Source organism: Tateyamaria omphalii (assembly GCF_001969365.1).
Taxonomy (GTDB): Bacteria; Pseudomonadota; Alphaproteobacteria; order Rhodobacterales; family Rhodobacteraceae; genus Tateyamaria; species Tateyamaria omphalii_A.
In genome coordinates, this window is sequence record NZ_CP019312.1 from 574,894 (window position 1) to 595,635 (window position 20,742).

General features: G+C 61.9%; 18 protein-coding genes and 1 pseudogene. 5 read left to right on the forward strand and 14 right to left on the reverse strand.

Features of this window, described 5'->3' with window-relative positions:
• Positions 1 to 3: 3 nt before the first annotated feature.
• From BWR18_RS02790 to BWR18_RS02820, 7 genes are all read right to left on the reverse strand, one after another.
• Complete coding sequence (locus tag BWR18_RS02790; protein WP_254684923.1) at positions 4 to 1,506, reverse strand: mannitol dehydrogenase family protein; 1,503 nt, start codon at positions 1,504 to 1,506, stop codon at positions 4 to 6.
• Entirely contained in the window at positions 1,506 to 2,279 is a 774-nt protein-coding gene (locus BWR18_RS02795) for an L-iditol 2-dehydrogenase (protein WP_076626607.1), read from the reverse strand. Before BWR18_RS02795 ends, BWR18_RS02790 begins: the two co-directional genes overlap by 1 nt.
• Complete coding sequence (locus BWR18_RS02800) at positions 2,276 to 3,280, reverse strand: ABC transporter ATP-binding protein (RefSeq protein ID WP_076626608.1); 1,005 nt, start codon at positions 3,278 to 3,280, stop codon at positions 2,276 to 2,278. The genes BWR18_RS02795 and BWR18_RS02800 overlap by 4 nt, the downstream gene beginning before the upstream one ends.
• 49 nt (positions 3,281 to 3,329) lie before the next feature.
• Complete coding sequence (locus BWR18_RS02805) at positions 3,330 to 4,163, reverse strand: carbohydrate ABC transporter permease (protein WP_076626609.1); 834 nt, start codon at positions 4,161 to 4,163, stop codon at positions 3,330 to 3,332.
• A 5-nt stretch (positions 4,164 to 4,168) separates the two neighbouring features.
• Positions 4,169 to 5,107: a carbohydrate ABC transporter permease gene (locus BWR18_RS02810; protein WP_076626610.1), complete on the reverse strand. Its 939-nt coding sequence runs from the start codon at positions 5,105 to 5,107 to the stop codon at positions 4,169 to 4,171.
• Between the two features lie 172 nt (positions 5,108 to 5,279).
• Positions 5,280 to 6,575 carry an ABC transporter substrate-binding protein gene (locus BWR18_RS02815; RefSeq protein WP_076626611.1) on the reverse strand — a complete coding sequence of 432 codons (1,296 nt, stop codon included), beginning with the start codon at positions 6,573 to 6,575 and terminating at the stop codon, positions 5,280 to 5,282.
• Between the two features lie 116 nt (positions 6,576 to 6,691).
• Positions 6,692 to 7,723, reverse strand: coding sequence for a LacI family DNA-binding transcriptional regulator (locus BWR18_RS02820; RefSeq protein WP_076626612.1), 1,032 nt, complete (start codon positions 7,721 to 7,723; stop codon positions 6,692 to 6,694).
• 352 nt (positions 7,724 to 8,075) lie between these two features.
• Here BWR18_RS02820 and BWR18_RS02825 point away from each other — a divergent pair, with 352 nt between their 5' ends.
• From BWR18_RS02825 to BWR18_RS02845, 5 genes are all read left to right on the forward strand, one after another.
• The gene (locus tag BWR18_RS02825; RefSeq protein ID WP_076626613.1) at positions 8,076 to 9,014 is read left to right on the forward strand and encodes a sugar ABC transporter substrate-binding protein; all 939 of its coding nucleotides are present in this window, start codon (positions 8,076 to 8,078) and stop codon (positions 9,012 to 9,014) included.
• A 96-nt stretch (positions 9,015 to 9,110) separates the two neighbouring features.
• Entirely contained in the window at positions 9,111 to 10,193 is a 1,083-nt protein-coding gene (locus BWR18_RS02830; RefSeq protein WP_076626614.1) for an ABC transporter permease, read from the forward strand.
• A gap of 11 nt (positions 10,194 to 10,204) precedes the next feature.
• Positions 10,205 to 10,981: an ATP-binding cassette domain-containing protein gene (locus BWR18_RS02835; protein ID WP_076626615.1), complete on the forward strand. Its 777-nt coding sequence runs from the start codon at positions 10,205 to 10,207 to the stop codon at positions 10,979 to 10,981.
• Between the two features lie 9 nt (positions 10,982 to 10,990).
• Positions 10,991 to 11,185 (forward strand): hypothetical protein, encoded by a 195-nt coding sequence (locus BWR18_RS02840; protein ID WP_076626616.1) that lies wholly within the window; start codon positions 10,991 to 10,993, stop codon positions 11,183 to 11,185.
• 3 nt (positions 11,186 to 11,188) lie between these two features.
• Positions 11,189 to 12,190, forward strand: coding sequence for a LacI family DNA-binding transcriptional regulator (locus BWR18_RS02845; protein ID WP_076626617.1), 1,002 nt, complete (start codon positions 11,189 to 11,191; stop codon positions 12,188 to 12,190).
• A 495-nt stretch (positions 12,191 to 12,685) separates the two neighbouring features.
• Here the strand turns inward: BWR18_RS02845 and BWR18_RS22245 are convergent, their stop codons facing one another.
• The 7 genes and pseudogenes from BWR18_RS22245 to BWR18_RS02880 all read right to left on the reverse strand — a co-directional run bounded on the left by BWR18_RS22245 (position 12,686) and on the right by BWR18_RS02880 (position 20,640).
• Positions 12,686 to 13,078 (reverse strand): hypothetical protein, encoded by a 393-nt coding sequence (locus BWR18_RS22245; RefSeq protein ID WP_076626618.1) that lies wholly within the window; start codon positions 13,076 to 13,078, stop codon positions 12,686 to 12,688.
• A 115-nt stretch (positions 13,079 to 13,193) separates the two neighbouring features.
• Positions 13,194 to 14,750, reverse strand: a complete 1,557-nt coding sequence (locus tag BWR18_RS02855) for a cytochrome P450 (protein ID WP_076626619.1) — start codon at positions 14,748 to 14,750, stop codon at positions 13,194 to 13,196.
• Between the two features lie 337 nt (positions 14,751 to 15,087).
• Positions 15,088 to 15,876 (reverse strand): alpha/beta fold hydrolase, encoded by a 789-nt coding sequence (locus BWR18_RS02860; protein WP_076626620.1) that lies wholly within the window; start codon positions 15,874 to 15,876, stop codon positions 15,088 to 15,090.
• A 343-nt stretch (positions 15,877 to 16,219) separates the two neighbouring features.
• Positions 16,220 to 17,149 carry a DMT family transporter gene (locus BWR18_RS02865; protein WP_076626621.1) on the reverse strand — a complete coding sequence of 310 codons (930 nt, stop codon included), beginning with the start codon at positions 17,147 to 17,149 and terminating at the stop codon, positions 16,220 to 16,222.
• A 321-nt stretch (positions 17,150 to 17,470) separates the two neighbouring features.
• A complete protein-coding gene (locus BWR18_RS02870) occupies positions 17,471 to 18,625 on the reverse strand; it encodes a Gfo/Idh/MocA family protein (protein WP_076626622.1) in 1,155 nt (384 codons plus the stop codon).
• A gap of 3 nt (positions 18,626 to 18,628) precedes the next feature.
• Positions 18,629 to 19,524 (reverse strand): annotated as a pseudogene (locus BWR18_RS02875) (TIM barrel protein).
• Positions 19,525 to 19,536: 12 nt separating this feature from the next.
• Positions 19,537 to 20,640, reverse strand: a complete 1,104-nt coding sequence (locus tag BWR18_RS02880; RefSeq protein WP_076626623.1) for a Gfo/Idh/MocA family protein — start codon at positions 20,638 to 20,640, stop codon at positions 19,537 to 19,539.
• Positions 20,641 to 20,742 lie beyond the last annotated feature (102 nt).

Sequence of the window (20,742 nt, forward strand, 5' to 3'; positions counted from 1 at the left end):
GTTTTACGCGCCCTTGCCAAGATACCTGCTCAGGGCGGCATCCACGCCGTCGGCCCAGATCACACGCAACCACGTATCGAACGACGTGGCAAAGGCGGGCACATCCGCCAGGTCCTGATAGTATTGGCTTTGCGCCAGCCAAGTGCGCGGGTCGGTCTTGGCCGCCTCTGCTGCGGGCACAAGCGTATCCCAATGGGGATCGTTGGCCTCGATCCGGCTTCCATCTTGGCGCGTGCCGGCGCACATGCGGGCCCAGAGCGCTTCGACCAGGCTCAACCCTTCGACACTGCCGCCCGCCGCCAGCGCGTCGCGCAGGATCGGTAGCACAAAGCCCGTGTGCCGGGAGGAGCCGTCGAAGGCCACGCGCCGCGTGGTGTCACGGATCGCGGGGTTGGAGAAGCGGGTTTCGATCAGATCGACATAGGACGCGGGGGTGACGCCCGGCACTTCGGAGACGTACGGCGCGATCTCTTCCATCTGGACCGTGCGAAAGAAGGGACGGATTTGCGGGTGCGACATACAGTCGGCAATCGTTTCCAAGCCCAGCAATTCGCCCGCATTGGCCAGAACCTGATGCCCAGCATTCAGGATGCGGATTTTCATCGCCTCATATGCGTGCACCTGATCCGTAAAGATGGCCCCCGCCAGGTCCCAATCGGGGCGCCCGGCACAGAACGCATCCTCGATCACCCATTGCCGGAAGTCTTCGTGTGTGACCGGGGCGGCGTCCGCGATGCCGAACTGGGCGGCCAGCGCGATCTCACTCGGTCCGGTGGCAGGTACAATACAGTCGACCATGGAGTTGGGAAATGTTGCGTGAGTGGTGAGCCAATCCGCAAGGTCGGGGTCTGTTGCACGTGCGAGTGATACGATCACGTTGCGCAGGATATCGCCATTGCCCTGCAGGTTGTCACAGCTTTGGCTGGTGAACGGTCCGTGGCCCGCCGCCATGCGCCGCGACAGGGCCGCTACCATCGCGCCAAATGCCGTGCGGGGCACCGTTGGATGGGCGATGTCATGGGCGATATCCGGGTGTTTCAGGTCCAGGCCGCCGGTGGCAGCGTCGATGTAATAGCCGCCTTCGGTCACCGTCAGGGCCACGATGCGGATATCGGGTCGCGCCATGGCGTCGATGAGCGCTGCGTTGTTCGCTTCGACTGGAAGGAAGTCGATCATGGAGCCAACGATCTCGGCGGATGTCCCGCTCGGATCAAGCTCGACCAGCGTTGTCAGGCAGTCCTGCGCCAGCAGCTTCTCCCGCATCACCGCGTCGCCGGGCCGGACGCCTGCGCCGATGATGGCCCAGTCCTGTGCGAGGCCGCCCTGCATCAGCCGATGCAGATACCAAGCCTGGTGACCACGGTGGAAATTGCCTACGCCGATATGGACGATGCCGGGGCGCAAGGCGCTCCGGTCATAGGTAGGGCGCTGGACGCTATCAGGCAGCGCTGCAAGGGCCGCCTCCGACAAGGGAAGAGCGGGGCGCTTTGTCGAACCATCTGCCATCAGCTCATCCATTGTCCGCCATCGACGTTGTAGGTTTGCGCGACGATGTATTCGGCGGCGTCACTGGCCAGAAACACGGCCATCCCGGACAGATCCTCTGCCGTGCCCATGCGGCCATAGGGCACCGCCGCGCCCACTTCGCGTTTCTTTTGTCCCGGTGCCTTGCCCTCGTGTTTGGCAAAGAACGCATCAACCCCGTCCCAGTGTTCGCCATCGACCACACCGGGGGCGATGGCGTTCACGTTGATGCCGTGCTGGATCAGGTTCAGGCCCGCTGATTGGGTCAGGCTGATGACGGCGGCCTTGGTCGCACAATAGACAGCCACAAGCGGCTCGCCCCGCCGTCCGGCCTGGGACGCCATATTGATGATGCGCCCCCTGACGCCTGCGTCGATCATATGCCGTGCCACCGCCTGCATCGTGAACAGCACGCCTTTGACATTGATGTCGAACACACGGTCAAAATCGCTGCGCTCAATCTCGGTAATGGGCGCGGCAGTGAAGAGGGCAGCGTTGTTGATCAGAATGTCGATTTGGCCGAATTTTTCGACCACACGCGTCACAGCAGCGTCGATGCTGTCCTGACGGGTCACATCCATATCCACCGCGATGGCGGCGTCGCCGATGTCGGCTGCCGCCGCGCTGGCGCGATCAATGTCGATGTCGGCGATGGCCACACGTGCCCCTTCGGCCACATAGGCGCGGGCAAACGCCAGTCCAATGCCGCGCGCGGCACCCGTGATCAGCGCTGTTTTGCCGTCCAATCGCTTCATGCCATGCGCAGCCCGTCTGCGTCGAACCTGTGCAGCTTGTCCAATTGCGGCGTGAGATAGATGTCATCGCCGTGGGTCACCGCGATGTCACCGTTGATCCGCACCGTGATCATGTCGGCCAGACCTGTGTCATGGACGTGGATGAACGTGTCGGACCCCAGATGTTCGGCCACACCCACGCGGCCCTTCCACATGCCTTCGGTCTTGCTGACATCTGTGTGCTCTGGGCGGAACCCGATTGAGGTCGCACCCTGCTTTTCGGCCTCTGGGCCGCTGATGATGTTCATCTTGGGTGAGCCGATGAACCCGGCCACAAAGATGTTGCGCGGCGTGTGGTAGAGGTCGAGGGGCGAGCCGACCTGTTCGATGTTGCCTGCGCGCAGCACCACGATCTTGTCGGCCATTGTCATCGCTTCGACCTGATCGTGGGTCACATAGATCATGGTGGTGCGCAGACGGTTGTGCAGTTCCGAAATCTCAAGCCGCATACCGACACGCAACGCCGCATCAAGGTTCGACAGCGGTTCGTCAAACAGGAACGCCGCTGGCTCGCGTACAATCGCACGGCCGATGGCAACCCGCTGGCGCTGACCGCCAGAGAGTTGCCCCGGCTTCTGCTCGAGATAGTCGGCAAGGTTCAGAATCTTGGCGGCCCCTTCGACCTTCTTGTCGATCTCGGACTGGCTCATCTTGGCCATCCGCAAGGGGAAGGCGATGTTCTTGCGCACAGTCATATGCGGGTAAAGCGCGTAGGATTGGAACACCATGGCCAGTCCGCGCTTGGACGGTGGCACTTCGGTTGCGTCCTTGCTGTCAATCAGGATCTGGCCAGACGTCGTCTCTTCCAGCCCCGCGATCAGGCGCAAGAGCGTGGACTTCCCGCACCCGGACGGGCCGACGAAGACCGCAAACTCGCCATCCTCGATGGTCAGGTTCAGGGGCGGGATGACCTGTGCATCCCCAAAGCTCTTGGTCACGTTTTCAAGTACGATACGTCCCATTGTGTTTCCTTTTATGCGCGACCGCTTTGCTGCTTGAGCGCGGGCATTCCTATTTCACGGCACCGAAGGTCAGACCTTGGACCAGTTGCTTTTGACAGAACCAGCCCAGCACGATGATCGGGCCAACGGCGGCGGCCGACACGGCAGAGAGGCGGCCAAAGAACAGACCCTCGGGCGCACGGTTGCCTTCGATCAACTTGGACAGGGTCGCGGCTTCGGTGGTTGTCAGGCGGACCGTCCAATACGCCTCGTTCCAGCAGAAGATGAAGCACAGAAGCGCGGTTGAGGCGATGCCACCCCAAGCCAGCGGGATCAGGATCTCCTTGACCTCGCCCCAGGTGTTCACGCCGTCCATCTTGCCCGCTTCGATGATGTCCTTTGGGATTTCCTTGAAATAGGTGAACAGCATCCAAACCACGATGGGCAGGTTGATCAGGCTCAGGACCAGAACAATCAGGAAATGGGTGTCGAATATCCCCAAGCTTTTGGTCAGGAACGTCATCGGATACAGCACCGCAGCGGCCGGCAGCATCTTGGTCGACAGCATCCACATCAGCACGTCCTTGGTGGCGCGGGATGGGTTGAACGCCATGGCGTAGGCGCATGGGATGCCGACAAACAGCGTGAACAGTGTGGCAAAGACCGATGTGATGACCGAGTTGGTCGCAAAGCGCCAGTAGTCGTAGTTCTCGGTCATGTTCAGGTAGTTGTCGAGCGTGGGCGTAAAGAACAACAGGAACTCGGGCTTCACCGCATCTGCGTCGGTCTTGAAGCTGGTCAGGATCATCCAGAAGATCGGGAAGAAGAACAGCAGGCCCACGATCCATGCCAGAACCGGTCGGCTGACCTTTGAAAAGCGGGATGTTTCTGCAACGATGGCCATAGTGCTTACTCCATCAATGTCTTGCCGATCATCCGCAGCAGGAAGATGGCAACGATGTTGGCGAGGATGACGGCAAAGATGCCCGTGGCACTGGCGGCGCCAATATTGTTGTTGGCAAACTCACCGATCAAATAAGGCAGGTTCTTGTTCCCGTTGCCGCGGCTGACAATCTCAATCTCGGCATAAAGCGACAGGTGAAAGATCGCCTGGATCATCACCACGATGGCGATGGGGCGCGACAGGTGCGGCAGGGTCAGGAACCGGAACTGCGACCATGTGCTTGCACCGTCCAGCACGGCGGCCTCTTTCTGCTGCTGATCCTCGGATTGCAGCGAGGTCATGAAGATCAGGACGGCAAACGGTGTCCACTGCCACGTCACCATGATGATGACGGCATAGGCCGAGGTTTGCGTGGCGCGGAACGAAATCGGTTCAAGCTGCGGCCAAAGGGAAAAGAACCACCCGACGCCCGGCGCGTTTTGAAGCGATGTGATCACGCCGTTGATGCCGCCGACGGCCAAGCCTTGTAGACCCAGCACCGGATCGAGGATCATGTTGATCCACAGCACCGCATTCACGGCGGGCATCACGAAGAAGGGCGAGATCAAAAGCACCCGCACGATGCCCTGTCCAGGGAATGACTTGTTGATCAGGACGGCGATTAGGACGCCCAGGATAACGGTCAGAAAAAGGATGCTGCACACGATCACCAGACTGTTCTGTATGGCGAACAGGAAATCCTTGTTGTTCAGCACGAATTGGTAGTTGCCGAAGCCCCGCCAGTTGCTCAAGGAAGGCGATGTCCACTCCGGGCGGCGCAGGCTGTTCAGCACATAGCGGATGAACGAAAAGTATAGTGTCATCCCCAGCGGGATCAGCATCCAGATCAACAGCAGCACAACGGCCGGTGTTTGAAGGAGGCGGGGAAGCTTTCTGTCGGACATGACCCTAAACCCCGGCGCCGCGCTATTCATGCGGTGCCAATTGGAACGAAGTTGTGTTTTGCGAATACCAGCTTAGGCCAAATGCGGTTCCGCGGAACCCTTCTGACCAAACCAAGGCGCTGGTTTGGGTGGGAGGACCGCCAGAGCGGACCTCCCGTAAGTCTGGGAAGACTTAGTAGTAACCGGCTTCGCGCATGATCGCGTCGGCCGCATCTTGCGATGCTGCGATGGCATCATCCACCGACTTCGCACCCGACAGCGCCGCGGCCATTTCCTGAGCGACGGCAGATCCAACCTCGGGGAATTCCGGGATCGCTGCGAACTGAACACCGACATAGGGCTTCAGGTCTGTGGCTTCAGGTGCCGCCGACTCGATGGCTGCCAGTTCCGCTGAGGCAAAGCCCGCAACGGCCTGGAAGTCCGCGTTGGCATATGTGGATGCACGCTGGCCTGTCGGGACCTTGGCCCAACCGAACTCAGGGTGATCTGCAACGGCCTGCACGTACTCTTTGGACGTGGCCCACTCGATAAAGGCTTTTGCCTCTTCTGCGTTTTCGGTGCCTGCGGGCACGGCCATGGCCCAGGCCCACAGCCAGTTCGCACCAACCGGGTTACCGGCATTCGGCGACTGCGCGTATGCGACACCGTCCACTTCCAGGAAAGACGCCGCGATCGTCGCGTCGATCCACATGCCGCACTTGCCTTCGTTGTACAGCGCGAGGATCTCGTTGAACGAGTTGCCTTCGGATCCGGGCGGGCCGTAGTTGCCCAACAGATCAACATAGAAGTTGATCGCAGCACGCCACTCGTCGCTGTCGATGGTCGGCTTGTAGTCCGCGTCGAACCAGGCACCACCGAACGAGTTCACGACGGTCGTGATGAACGCCATGTTGTCGCCCCAGCCCGGCTTGCCGCGCAGGCACGCGCCATAGACACCATTGTCGGGATCGTGGATCGCCGCGGCAGCAGCCTTGACGTTGTCCCAGCTGTCGTTGTCGGCAATTGTGACACCGGCGGCATCGGTCAGGTCCTTGCGGTACATGACCATGGACGATTCACCGTAGAATGGTGCCGCGTACATCGTGCCTTCGTGGGATAGACCAGCGCGCATCGCGGGCAGAATGTCGTCCACGTCGTACTCAGCGCCGAACTCCAGCGGCTCGATCCAGCCGGCGGCTCCCCAGATGGGCGCTTCCTGCATGCCGATGTTGATGATGTCGTACTGACCGCCACCGGTTGCCGTGTCGGACGTGACCTGCTCGCGCAGCACGCCTTCTTCCAGCGACACCCACTCCAGCTGAACGCCGGTTTCTTCGGTATAGGCCTCTGCGACCTTCTGCATGTTGATCATGTGACCGTTGTTCACGATCGCGATGGTGAGCGATTTTGCGTGGCCGTCGGCCAGTGCGCCCGTCGCCGTGACCAGCGACAGCGCCGTCGCCGCACGAAGTGCGTTCTTAAGGTACATCCGACTCCTCCCTTGATTGGATGTTGCGTACAAAACGGTACTGTCAGAACTGTCGCTGCGTCAAATTATTTTTTACGCGCGTAAAGAATTTGCGATAATGTTCGCAAATTCAGAGCCTAAGCCGAATCTCGCATGATCAAACGGGCCGAAAACAGAGTTTCTTCCCGCGTCGAAAAGCGGCCACCCGATTCGATGAGGTGAAACAGTGTGTCCACGGCATGACCCGACACATTGGCATAGTCATGGGCCGCCGTGGTCAAGGCGGGACATGTGTACCGAGAGAACGGGTGATCGTCATGGGATGCGATACGCAGGTCATGCCCCGCGTCGCGGCCAACTCTGTAGCCTGCCTCGTAGCAGGCAGACAGCAGGCCGATGGCCAACCGGTCGTTGCTGCACAGGATCGTGTCCGTAGTCAGTGCCTTGCGCGCTAGGATGTCATGACCCCCTTTGCGCCCGATCTCTTCAAACGCCCAGCCGGTACCGTCTATCTGCAGCATATGTGGTTCCAGCCCCAGCCGCTCCATCATATCGAGGTAGGCCCGGCGGCGTTTGTTCGCATTCGGGTTGGCCGGGTGCTTCATCTCGAAAAAGCTGGGCGGTTCGCCGGTTCGGCTCAGGTATTCAACGGTTTGGGACACAAAACTGTAATTGTCCGACCCGACAAACGCCTCGCCCATCCCTTCGATATTGCTGTCAAACAGCACAGTGGGCACGTCCCGGCAGAAGCTTTCTACGACCGACTTGTCGGATGTCCGCCCCAACGGTGCGAGCAAGACCCCCGCTGGTTTCAGCGACCGCAAGGTGTCGAGAATATCGCGTTCCTGTTCTGCTTCGCCGTGCGAACTGAACAGCGATGGCGAAAACCCGGCTTCGATACAGCGCTGTTCGATCACGCGTGCGATCTCGCCGAAAAACGGGTCGGTAAGGTACGGCACGACGATCCCGATATTCTTGGTCAGCTGCCGGTTCTGGTTCATCGCATAGATGTTGGGCCGGTAATCATATTGCTCGATCGCCGCTTCGATCCGTGCGCGGGTTGAGGCGCGCACGCTTGTCGGATCGTTGAAATACTTCGACACGGTCGGGCGCGAAATGCCGCTGACCGATGCGAACTCCTCCATGTTGCGGATCTTGCGCTCGCCCATGTCGTCCCTATCCCAGGCCCGTCGCAGGGTGCAATCGCAGGCCGATACCGAATGACGGTAGTCAAAATTATTTCCGCGCGCAAATTTTTGCTGTCCCGGTCGCACGAGTGCCGCGCGCCAGGGCAAATCGAACCCGGCAAACGGCACCCCAATTATACAGACAACGCAAAGAACGCCCTCCGCCGGATCGGATCCTCGCCCTGAGATTTTGAATGCAACCGGTTGCAAAATGCGGCGACTCGCATATCATCGCCCCGTCGCCAGCCAGAGACTCAGTCCGAGGAGAGACGGTTTCCGGTCGGCGGTCCGGCAAAAAACGGCGTGATCCGGACACGCACCTTGGGAGGAAACCATGAAGAAATTTGTGACAGTGGGCGCACTCGCCATGCTGATGGGCGGCACGGCCATGGCCGAAACCATCGGCGTGTCCGTGGCCCGGTTTGACGACAACGGCCTGACCATCATGCGCAACGGCATGACCGACCACGTGGAAACGCTGGACGGTGTCGAACTGATCATGGAAGACGCGCAGGACGACGTGGCGCGCCAGCTTGACCAGATCAACAACTTCATCGCATCCGGCGTGGACGCGATCATCGTGAACGCGGTCGATACCAACGCGACCCAGGCGATGAGCCAGGCGGCCGAGGCAGCCGGCGTGCCATTGGTCTACGTGAACCGCCAGCCCATCAACATGGACACGCTGCCCGAGAGCCAGGCCTTCGTTGCCTCGAACGAGATTGAAAGCGGCACCCTGAAGGCGTTTGAAATCTGCAAGAACCTGCGCGCCGCTGGCAAGTCGGGTGGCGCGACGGCCTACATGCTGATGGGCCAGTTGTCGAACCAGGCCGCCGTGCAACGCTCCAAGGACGTCGAGGACGTGCTTGGCATGGACATGTGCAACTTCATCACCCTGATCGACAGCCAGACCGCCAACTGGTCGCGCGACCAGGCGCAGGACCTGATGACCAACTGGATTTCCTCGGGTGAGCCGTTTGACGCGGTCTTTGCCAACAACGACGAAATGGCCATTGGCGCGATCCAGGCGATGAAATCGGCGGGCATCTCCATGGACGACGTGCAGGTGGGCGGCGTCGACGCAACCCCCGACGCGCTGGTGTCGATGCAGGCCGGCGACATGGATGTGACCGTATTCCAGGATCTGGCAGGGCAAGGCGCAGGCTCCATCGACACGGCGCTCAAGCTGGCCGCGGGCGAAGATGTCGACAAAACCGTCTTCATCCCCTTCAAGCTGGTCACACCGGACAACGTGTCCGAATTCCTGAACTAGGCCAGACAACAGGGTCGGGCGGGGCATCTGTGCCGCCCGACCTCTCACCCTGACAAAAGAAGCGGCCCCGCAGGACCGCTCAACCAGGAGGCACCCATGGCCGACGCATCGCAAGGCACCGGCGGGCTGACATTCGACAGTAAGAGGCGGGCTTGGCCGAACGAGCTCAACATCTTTTTCGCGCTGATCCTGATCATCTTGGCCTTCGAGGCTGCGGGGCAACTGCTGCCCTACATGAACGGGCAAAGCTTTCTCTTCGACACGCGCGACCGCTTTGACAGCATCTTCAACGAAGCCCGCCTGCGCATCATCATCCTGCAGGTCGCCATCATCGGTATCATCGCGCTGGGGGTGACGCAGGTCATCATTTCGGGCGGCATCGACCTCAGTTCCGGCCCGCTGGTGGGCGCCACTGCAATGATCGTAATGTCCTTCGCCCAGACCGAACTGGTCAATGGCGGCCCCAACCCCAAGGCGGTGTTCGGCGATTGGGCCTTTGACCTGCCGGTGATCGTGCCGCTGATCGTCGGGCTCAGTTTCGGGGCCTTCATCGGCGCCATCAACGGCAGCCTCATCGCATATACCAAGATCCCGCCCTTTATCGCGACGCTGGGCATGTTCCTGATCTGCCGCGGCATCGCGCAGGCCTGGACACGCGGACAGCCCGTGTCATTCCCGACGGAAAGCTACGCGCTGATCGGCAAGGGGATGATGCCCGTCTATCTGTTTCTCGCCCTCGCGATCCTGTTCCATTTCATCCTGAAATACACTGTCTACGGCAAACACACCTATGCGATCGGCTCGAACGAAGACGCGGCACGCATGTCCGGCATCAACGTCAAACGGCACAAGGTGCTGGTCTACATGATCGCCTCGATGCTCGCCGCCTTCGCCGCCATCGTGCTCAGTTCCAAGAACCTGACAGCACAATCCGGCATGGGCATCTTCTACGAACTCTACGCCATCGCCATGGCCGTCATCGGCGGCGTCAGCCTGACCGGCGGGCGCGGCTCGATCATCGGCACGGTGCTTGGCGCCATGGTCTTCGGCGTCATCCAGTCCGGGTTCACCTACATCAAGCTCGACGCCTTCTACCAGTTGATGGCGATGGGCGCGATCATCATCGGCGCGGTGGTGCTGGACAAGGTCCGGCAAGAACGCGCGGCCATGCGAAGTTGAGGGAGGCGATCATGAGCGACGATATTGTCCTGGAGACGCGGGGACTCACCAAGCATTACGGCGGTGTCCACGCCCTGAACGATGCCAACTTTACCCTGAAAAAGGGCGAGCACGTGGCGATCATGGGCGACAACGGCGCGGGCAAATCCACCTTTGTCCGCCAGATCACCGGGGTCGAACAGCGCACGCGCGGCGACATCATGTTCTACGGTGAACCGGTGAACTTCGCCGGCCCACTGGACGCGCGCGAGGCGGGGATCGAAACCGTGTTCCAGACGCTGGCGCTCGCTGACGATCTGGACGTCCCCGACAACCTGTTCCTGGGCCGTGAAAAGACCAGATTCGATTGGCTCGGCCCCTTCCGGCTGCTGGATTACAAGGCGATGCGGCAGGCCACCATGGACGGGCTGGAAAAGACGGCTGTGAAGATCCCCAACATACGGAACACCATCCGCAACATGTCCGGCGGTCAGCGGCAATGCGTGGCGATTGCGCGCACGGCAACCTTCCACTCACGGCTCACCATCATGGACGAACCCACCGCGGCGCTGGGCGTACAGGAGACGGCGCAGGTCGAAAACATCATCCGCACATTGAAGGACCAGGGCGAGCCGCTGATCCTTGTCAGCCACAACATGCGGCAGGTGTTTGACTTGGTGGACCGGATCGTGGTCTTCCGGCGCGGACGCATTTGCGCGAATTTAGCCAAGGAAGACACCGATGGGCAGGACGTGGTCGCCTATATCACGGGCGCCAAGACGCAGGAGGGGTACGAGGACGCGGCCTGAGGGCGCGCGATGCTGAACCTCGACCATCCGTTTTTTGCGCAGCTCTGGCGGCGGCAGTTGACAGTGATCATCTGTGTGGTGTGGGGGCTGTTTGAACTGGCCACCGGCCAGATGGTATGGGCGGCGATTTTCCTTGGCATCGCGGCCTTCGCGTTCTGGCAGTTCCGCAAGGTTGACTGGTCCAGATACGATGGCGGGCACTGATCTATGGCGGTGACGCTCAAGGATGTCGCCGAACGGGCGGGGGTGTCGCGCTCTGCCGTGTCGCGCTGTTTCACGCCGGGCGCGTCGATCAGCGGGAAGACGCGCGAGAAGGTGGAGAAGGCGGCAGCGGAGTTGGGATACAGTCCCAACGCGCTGGCCTCATCCCTCACCACCGGACGAACCAAGCTGGTTGGGGTGATCTCGAACAACTTTCACAACCCGATCTTTCTGGAAGTCTTTGACCTGGTCACGCGCGAGCTTCAGTCCCGCGGGCTGCGCCCCTTGCTGGTGAACCTTTCGGATGAGACGGACCCGTCGAACTCGGTGCGCCTGCTGCAGCAATACTCGGTGGATGCGGTCATCGTGGCCTCCTCCACGCTGCCGGTCAGTTTTGCGGAGAGTTTTCATGAGGCGGGGATGCGGGTCGTGCATTCCTTCGGGCGGCTCACGGACGCGCCGAAAATCAACGTTCTTGGGATCGATAATATCGAGGCCGGGCGGATCGCGGCGCGGGAGCTGATCCGGCGGGGGTATCGGCGGGTCGGGTTCCTGGCGGGGCCGCTCAGCGCCACCTCGACCCGAGACCGGCACACCGGATTTGCAGAGGAATTGGGGCGACATCCGGACGTGTTGCTTTCGGTCAGCTATGCCGCCGCCTATTCCTTCAATGCGGGTCGGGACGAGATGGCGCGGCTGCTCGCCATGGGGCCGGTGGAGGCGTATTTCTGCGGGGATGATGTGCTGTCTATCGGGGCCCTTTCGGCAATCCGGGAGGCGGGGCTTTCGGTGCCGGGGGATGTGGGGATTCTGGGCCTCAATAACATGGAAATGGCGGCTTGGGAGCTGATTGATCTGACCACGATTCACAACCCGATTGATGAGATCGTGCGGACCTCTGTGGACCTTGTGGAGGCGATGCTGGACGGGGAGGAGACGGTGGCGCAGTCCCTTTCTTTTGACTGCCATGTGGTCGAGAGAGGGACTTTGAGGCCGGTTTCGGGCTGAGGCGTGTCCCTGCGTGGGACAGGCGTGGGACCGTGGAATATCAAGGGCTTGCAGAGGCGGCTTAACCAAATTTTAGGGTTTGGTCGGCCGGATGGGTGCGCCGAAGGGGGGCTGGATCGGCGGTTTCGGTGGAGCGCGGATGTGTTTGCGGGGCCGGGTCAACGAGTGCTTAGGAGGCCGTCATGGAGGGCTGTTCGGAGGGCCGAGGGCCGCACCCGTTGAAAAGCGCGCCGTTATAGCCCCGAGCACGTCGGACCTGGTGACATGCAGAGGACGTGGTGCAGGACGAGGCGCCGTGTATGCGTGGCAGGATTGTCGTTGTTGGCAAGGTGCTGCACGCGCGCAAAGCGGCGCGGGAAAACCCACCCGGCATGGCAATCTGCCCGCGTCGAAAGCAGCCGGGACGGCACGCCCGCAACATGCGGGGTGCACCAATAAAAACGGGTGGCAGTGCGTGTGCGGCCTGCGGTCGGTTCAGGCTGGGGCAAAACGCCGTCAGAAGATGTTGCTGTCAAAGGTGACGATGGCGTTTCGCTTTGACTGAACGATCGACACGTCATCACAGCCCGATGCCGGACCGTGGCCACGCAGGTTGATCAGATCGCCCTGAGGCGCATCGAAGCCGGTCACGCTGTCGCGCCCGTCGCCGTCGCTGAACACGAATGTGTCTGCGCCCAGGCCGCCTGAGAGGATGTCATCGCCGGTCTGGCCGATCAGCCTGTCCTGCCCGCCATCCGCTTCGATCACATCATCGACGCATCCATAAAGGATTACGTCGTTGCCGCTCAGCCCGGGCAAGAATTTGGTGCCTTTATCGGCTGCAAAGGTGACGGCCATGGTGTCATTGAACGTCGCCGTGCCTTCCGAGATGTCGCAGGGTTCGACCATGACGCCATCTGCGCCGTCCTGACCGGGCAGGAACGTGTGACCGCCGGTTCTCTGTCGCCGGTGACGTCGAACTGTTGGAACAGAATGCTTCCCGGATCGTCGTTGAAGACGACGATCAAGGAGCCGTCCGAAAGCGTGACTGCGCGCGTTGCGCCCGCGGTGATGTCTGCACGGGGATTGACCTGCTTTTGCGGGGTGATGCCCTTGGGTTGTATGGGCGTTTCAAGTGACCTCTCATGGGTTTGAGCCGCAGAAGCGCGGCTTGCAAAGGGCGGCGAGGCCGTTTTGCTGGTGGCTGATGGCTGTTCAGAAACCTACTAAAATGCTGTTTTAGAGCCCGAAAAATCCGCGAAAACAGTTCGAGGTCAAACGGGGGGAAGCCGGGATTTAAGGATCGTGCGCGACACCGCGCCGGATGACACAGAGGGCCGGACTGTTGCGGTGCGGGTCCTGCGGCCGACGAGCGGTCGAGGGCCGGTCGGCTGTCGCAACCGTCTTGGGTGCAGATGCGCTGACGGTCTCTATGCCGATCCAAGGATCGCAGCCAGGGCACCCTGACTGTCATCGGTGTGATCTGGCGCAGGCCGCCAAACCCGACCATGCGCGGGGCGGTTTCCAGTTCCATATCCGGTGCTGCCTTCAGAACCGCGGCGAGGCTTTCTTCCATTTCAACGCGGGCGAGCATTTCGCCGATGCAGCGGTGCGGTCCAAGCCCGTAGACCAGATGGAGACGCGGATGATCGTCGCGCCGGATGTCGAATGTCTCGGGGTTTTCGTAAAGTGCGGGATCGCGCTTCGCGGACATCGTGCTGAGCCGCAAAAACGATCCGGCAGGCAGTGCAACGGTGTCGAGGTCCATGGCAAAGGTCGTCACGCGCGGAATGGAGGCGACGGAGGGGTCAAAGCGCAGCGCCTCTGACACTGCGCCGGGAATGAGGCTGTGATCGGCACACAGCGCGTGCCAGTCATCGGGCCGTTCAAGCAGCATTGCCGTCAACATGGCAAAGGCGGCACGGGTCGTATCGCTGCCGCCGATGATCAGCCCCATGACCTGAAAGACAAGGGCATCGAATGACACGTCGCGCTGTGCCCCGAGATCAGCGGCAAGGCTGGACAACAGGTCGTCGCGCGGAGATGTCAGGCGCGCGCGGATCTGCCCCTCGACATATCGGAACAGCTCTCTGGCGGCCTTTTTGATCGTGGCATGTTTGTCATGCGGGTGGATCGGCGTCAGGCCCTGGCCGACGACATAGACAAGCTCTGCAACATGCCGGGTGTCCTTGATTGGCAGTCGGAGGATTTCGGCAATGATGTCGGCGGGCACGCGCGCGGCCACGTGATCAATGAAATCAAAGCTGTGCCCCCGGGGCATGTCGGCGGCAATGGCGTCGGCGACGCCGCGCACCCGGGCCCGCATGTCCCGAATTGTGCGGTGCGCGAAGTTGCGGGCGAAAAGTCCCCGTCTTTTCCGGTGCGTTTCACCATTCGAAAACAGAAAAATCTCGGCGATGAAGCGCGCCATGACCCCCTGCGGGATCCGGTTCAGCGCCACAAGGTCGCGGCCTTCGATCTGGCGCGTTCTGGGGTCCATCAACAGGGATTGCACATGTGCCGCGCGCAGCACGAGGTACTGATTGGTGCCAAGCTGAACGATGGGTGTCTGTTCCCGCAATGCCTTTGAGGCGTTCGTGCGGTGCGGCGTTCAGCCGTGCGCGGTCGATCAACGGCGCTTTGGTCGCGACGGGGGACGGTTTTGTTCGTTCATTCCTGGCTCTGGGTCTTGGTTGATCGCGGCAGGCCCCATGTCTTGTCGGGCGTGCGGCGTCAGGTGTTTCGCGCCCGACCTAGTCCCCTTGCGTTGTAGGGAGCGTTGTAGGACCCGTTGTAATGCGGTGCCGCAACCGTTGTATTTTCATGAAAGGCAACACGATCTGCGCCGACGCGGTCCGTCTGGGCCGATGCCGGCATTTTCGTGTGATTTGAAGTGGAACATGGCGACGTGCGCCGTGTCACCCCGAAATGACGCGGGCCGCATTGTCGGGTGATGTGGTCAGGCGCTGGAGTTCATCGAACCAGGCCAGATCCTCGATCCCGGCGTCGGGCATGAAGGTTTTTGGGAATATGTGCCGGTAGGCGGAGTTGTCCGTGCCCCAGCCCACTTTGGTCAGGTCGCGCACCGCTTCGCGTCTGGCGTGTTCCTCCGGGCTTGCCATGTGGCGCCATCCGGCGGCGTATCCGCTGATCAGGATCAGGCCCGATACACGTTCGGGATGGCGTGCCGCGTATTCGACCGCGACAGCGGCGCCCTGGGAAATGCCCGGCAGCGGAACGCGTTCAATGTCCAGTTTGTTGACCACCGCTTCGAGGTCTTCGACGAAGGCATCGAAGCTCAGATCCCTGACATCGCAGTCCGACAGGCCGCACCCGCGTTCATCGTAGCGGATCAGGGTTCTGTCCCGCGCGAGTTCCGAAAAGCGCCTGCCCCAGATCGGGCTGGTCCAGTCGAATTCGAGATGGGTGAGCCAATTGGCTGTCTTGAGGATGGGTGCCCCGGTGCCCGATGTGGCGTAGGCGATTTTCACACCGTCTGCCGCATCGCAGAACCCGATGCGCTGCGCGCGCAGGACATCGAGCGCGCCGCGCGCCGGTATCGTCTTGGTCCGGGATCCGGTTGTGGCCGTGATCGTGTCGCGGGTGTGCGCGGCGCCTGTGTTGCCTTGCGCCTGCGCACGGGGCCAGTTGCGCTGGTCCGGGGGCGATGGCGCGTCGTCTGCGGCGGCCTCGCGCCAGAGCCGCATCCACCACCTTGCGCAGTTTGCTGAGCGACCAGCGCAGCGCCGCCTTGCGATCGTCGCGCAGGTCCCAGAACAGCTCGCACAGGTGCGCGCGACGCGCTCTAAATCAATGGGTCGCGTGGTGGTACACAGCCGCGCGGGCAACAAAAACTGGCTTCGCAAATGGGGTGACCGTGAGCGTGTTCTTGTCTGTCGGGCGGTCCGCGCGGGGCCAGCGCATGTCGCGGCAAGGGAGGGTTGAGGGGTAACGTGCTGAATAGGAAGGTGTTTTAATCGGCGGCGATCTGCAACAGGCGCAGAGGTGCGATCCGTCATCGAAGCGGAGGGGATGCCCGGACGCGGACCGCTATGCAGGGCCTTTGGACAGCAGATAGCCGCCAAGCAAGATCAACAGCGCCCCAAGCGCCGCTATCATCGTGACTGCTTCGCCGAAAAAGAGATAGCCGACCAGCATCGAGAATATGATCCACGTGTACCCGACCGGACCGGCAATCACCAACGGAGCCAGGCGATACCCGATGAAGAAACAGAACTGGCCGAAAACGGCGAGCGGTCCCCAGGCGATGAACAGGATGTTGTCCGTCAAGGCACCAAGCTGACCGAAGATCGCAAGCGCCAGAAACACCAGCAAGCAACCGAAGAGATTCACGTAAAAGAGGGCAATGATCGGTCGGTCCCGTGTGCCGGTCACCTTGATGAACACCCCCTCGAACGCGATGAAACATGCGCCGCCGACGGCCAGAAGCAGCCCCTGCGTGGAGGCGGTCGCGAACGTTCCCTCCTGTCCGATGACGACGACGCACAGCGCACCCGAAAGGCATAGGACAAGACCGGACCACGTCGTGCGGCTTGGCGTCTCTTTCAGAAGCAGGGCACCGAGCAGAAAGATCAATACACCGTCGAGCAAACCGATGGCGGTTGCCGTTGCGACGGGCAAGACCGCCGTTGCGGCGATCATCATGGACCCACCCGTGGCACCGCAGGTGGACCGAACAAGGTTCAGTCCGACATTCCGCAGCGTTGTTTGGAGCGGCGTGATGCGCCTGAGTGCGAGGACGCAACAGATTGACATGAACCCGCCGACGTAGCGATAGAACACGATGTCGAGCGTGATGTCCGTGGTTCCGACAAACTTCGCCGACGCGAAGAAGAATGTGAAAACCACAACACCCAGAATGATCCAGGCGATGCCGACAAGTCGCGTCGATGTCGTGTCGTTGTCCGTATTGCCGTCTGCCACCTCAGACCCTTCGGTGCGCCGCGTCGGGCGATCCATTTCAACCCGACTGTGACGCGCTCTTGCCTTGAGACCATGTGATCCACGAGATGGAGCATGAACGGGTTGTCGCGCGGCGTCAGCAGGAAATACCGGTGTCCTGTGGTTTTCGGGGTGGCCACCGCCCTTGCAGGCTTGCGACCGCGCCGGTTTTCATCAATGCGCAGATGCGTATGTCCGCCAACAAGGGCGGCACGTTTCGGACATGCCTATGCGGCCCTGATTGAACACATGTGCATATCGGGCAAACACCGGTCCTTAGGTCCAATCCGGCGGGCCTGTGCGGCGCGCGGGTTCCCCCCCCTGCGATACGCGCCGCGCCTACCGGAACATCGGTGGTCGTGCATCCAGCCATTTGCCGTCCTGTTTGCCGCTGTCTGCCACTGCAAACACGGCGGCCATCGACCGCAATCCATCTTCGGCCCGTGGATACAGGTTCGCCGCCGGGTCCATCAGCCGCCCTTCCTTGCGCGCCCGGATCGCTTCGGCGAGGTCGGTGTAGATGTTGGCGAAGGCCAGCGGCATCCCTTCGGCATGGCCGATGGTGACGCGGGTGGTGCGGTCGGCCTCGGGCGAGAGGTTCGCCTCGCCCCGTTCGATGATTTGCAGCCGTTCGTTCAGGGGCATGTAGTGCAGTTGGTTGGGCTGTTCCTGTGACCAGCGCAGGCCGCCGGTTTCGCCAAAGACCTGGAGGGTGAGCCCGTGTTGCCGCCCGATGGCGACGGACGAGGTCCAGAGCCGCCCGACCGCGCCGCCATCCATGCGGAAGTTGACCATGGCGTCATCCTCGAGCGTGCGCACGTCGATGCAGGAGACGGTGTCGGCGCTGAGTTTTTCGACCTCTTGGCCCGTCACGAAGGACGCCATGTGCAGCGCGTGGATGCCGCAATCGGCAAATTGCGCGGACACGCCCGCCTGCGCCGGGTCGTAGCGCCAGCGGACGCGGGGGTTGTCGGCATCCGTCGCATCCGCGTGGTGGCCGTGGGCAAATTCCGCCACCACCAGCCGCACCTTGCCGATGTCGCCGCGTGCCACCATGGCCCGCATGTGCCGCACCAGCGAATAGCCGGTGTAGCCGTAGTTCACGGCGCAGATGTTGCCCGTCTTCTGGGCGATCTCGACGATTTCCTGCCCTTCCTCGACTGTCATGGTCATGGGTTTTTCGCAGAGCACGTGAAAGCCCCCTTCGAGGAAGGCTTTGGTGATCTCAAAATGTGTGGCGTTGGGGGTGGCGACGGTGACGAGGTCGACCTTGTCGGCGCGCTTGGCCTCGGCCTGCAGCATGTCCTGCCACGACCCGTAAGCGCGGTCGCCAAGCCCGAGGCGCTGGCCATAGTCGCGGCCCGCGTCGGGGCGGTGGTCGAGCGCGCCTGCGGTGAAGTCAAAGAGCCCGTCGAGCCCGGCGCCCAGGCGGTGGGCGGGGCCGATTTGGGATCCTTCGCCGCCGCCGATCATGCCCCATTGGAGTTTTGTCATGGCTTACGCTCCCTCAAAGCCGATGGATTGCAGGTAGGCGCGGTTGAGTTTCGCGTCGTCGATGGGGAGGTGTCGCCTGCGGGGTCGCAGTCCTGTTCGACCGTGCACCAGCCGTCGAAACTGTTGTCCAGCAGGACCTGGCGGACGGCGGGGAAGTCGACATCGCCGTCGCCCAGATTGCAAAAGATGCCCTGCGCGCAGGCGTCGTAGAAGCCGGTGCGGTTGGCGATCACGTCCGCCTTCACCTTTGGGTTGATGTCCTTGAAGTGCATGTAGCTGATGCGGCCGATGTGTTTGCGCATGAAGGCGACGGGGTCGAAGCCCGCGTAGGAGTGGTGGCCGGTGTCGAAGCAGATTTTGAGGATTGTGTCGTCGATGTCGCCCAGGAGCCGTTCAAGCTCCGGCTCGAAGTCGATGAAGCCTGCGGCGTGGGCGTGGATGCCGACGGTGAGGCCGTAGTCTTCGGTGCCCATTTTCGCCACCGTTGCGATGCGGTCGCGGAAGGCGGTCCATTCGGCGGTGTCCATCTGTTCGGCTTCTGACGCGCGGCCTGCGGTGGGGGCGCGGCGTGGCGAGATCGAGTCGATGAGGACGAGGTGGTTTGCGCCATGGGCCTTGAGCGCCTTGCAGGTCCGTACGGCGCCGTCCATCACGTCGTCCCATGCGTCTGGGTCGTGGAAGGGGCGGAAGACGACGCCGCCCACCAGTTCCTGTCCGAACTCTTCCAGCGCGTCGCCCAAGCGTGCGGGGTCTTCTGGCATGAAGCCCACGGGGCCCAGTTCGATGCCGGTGTAGCCTGCATCCGCGTTTTCCTGCAGCACCTTGCGCCAGGCGGGGTTGCGCGGGTCGTCCGCGAATTCCACGCCCCAGGAACAGGGGGCATTGCCGATCTTGATCATGTGTTTGCCTCTTTAGAAATCTGCGATGTTGACCCATGTCTCGGACCGAGACGATGCGAGGGCCGCAGCCACAACTTGGTTGACGCGCAAGCCTTCCTCGAACGTCGGCCACACCGGATCGCCTGTGTGGATGGCGGTCAGAAAGTCCTTTGCCTCGATGATGATCTGGTCCTGGTAGCCGGTGCCGTGGCCCGGCCCCTGGCAGAAGGGCAGGTAGTCGGGGTGGGCCGGACCGGTCAGGATCTTGCGAAAGCCGCGTTCGGCCTCGGGCCCCTCGGCGGTGTAGAGCCAGAGGGTATTCTGGTCCTCGCCGTCGAAGCGGATCGCGCCCCCGGTTCCATAGATGTCATAGGCATAGCCCATCTTGCGCCCTGTCGCGACGCGGCTGATGAAGAGGCTGCCGTTGATGCCGGAGGCGAAGCGCAGCGTGAGGTAGGCCTGGTCGTCGTTGGTGACTTCGACCCCGCCGCGCATAGGGTGGACGGTTTCGACACGGGCAAAGAGTGCCTCGATCGGGCCCATGAGGGCTTGCGCGCAGTTGATTGGGTGGGGGGCGAGATCGCCCATGCAGCCGTTGGCGTCGCCCTGGGCGCGCCATGTGCCGGGGTCGTTTGGGTCGGCGAAGAAATCCTCGGTCATCTCGCCCCGGAACGATGTGACCTGCCCGATGCGGCCGTCGGCCACCAGCTTGCGGGCGTATTGGGTGGCGGGGGTCTTGGCGTAGTTAAAGCCGACCATATTGGCCACGCCTGCCGCCTTGGCTGCCGCCACCATCTCGCGTGCGTGGTCGGGGGTTTCGGCAAGGGGCTTTTCGCACAGCACGGGCTTGCCTGCAGCAAAGGCCGCAAGTGCGATATCGCGGTGGGTGTCCTGGGGGGAGGCGATGACGATGGCCTCGACCCTTGGATCGTCAACCAGCACGCGCCAATCGTCTGTGGCACGGGCAAAACCATAGGTGGCGCGGTAGCGTTCTGCCGACGCCTGAGAGGTCGCGCAGACCATTTCGAGCCGCGGGCGCAGGGCCGTGTCGAACACGGCGGCCACGGCGCCAAACGCAACCGCATGGGCCTTGCCCATATAGCCGCCGCCGACGATGCCTATGCCGATTTCGGCCATTCGGGCTCCTCCCCAAAAAGTATTTGCAACCGGTTGCAATACCGGTATCGTCATACAGGCGGACGGGTCAATACAGAATCGTCACACCAGCATATCGCGCAA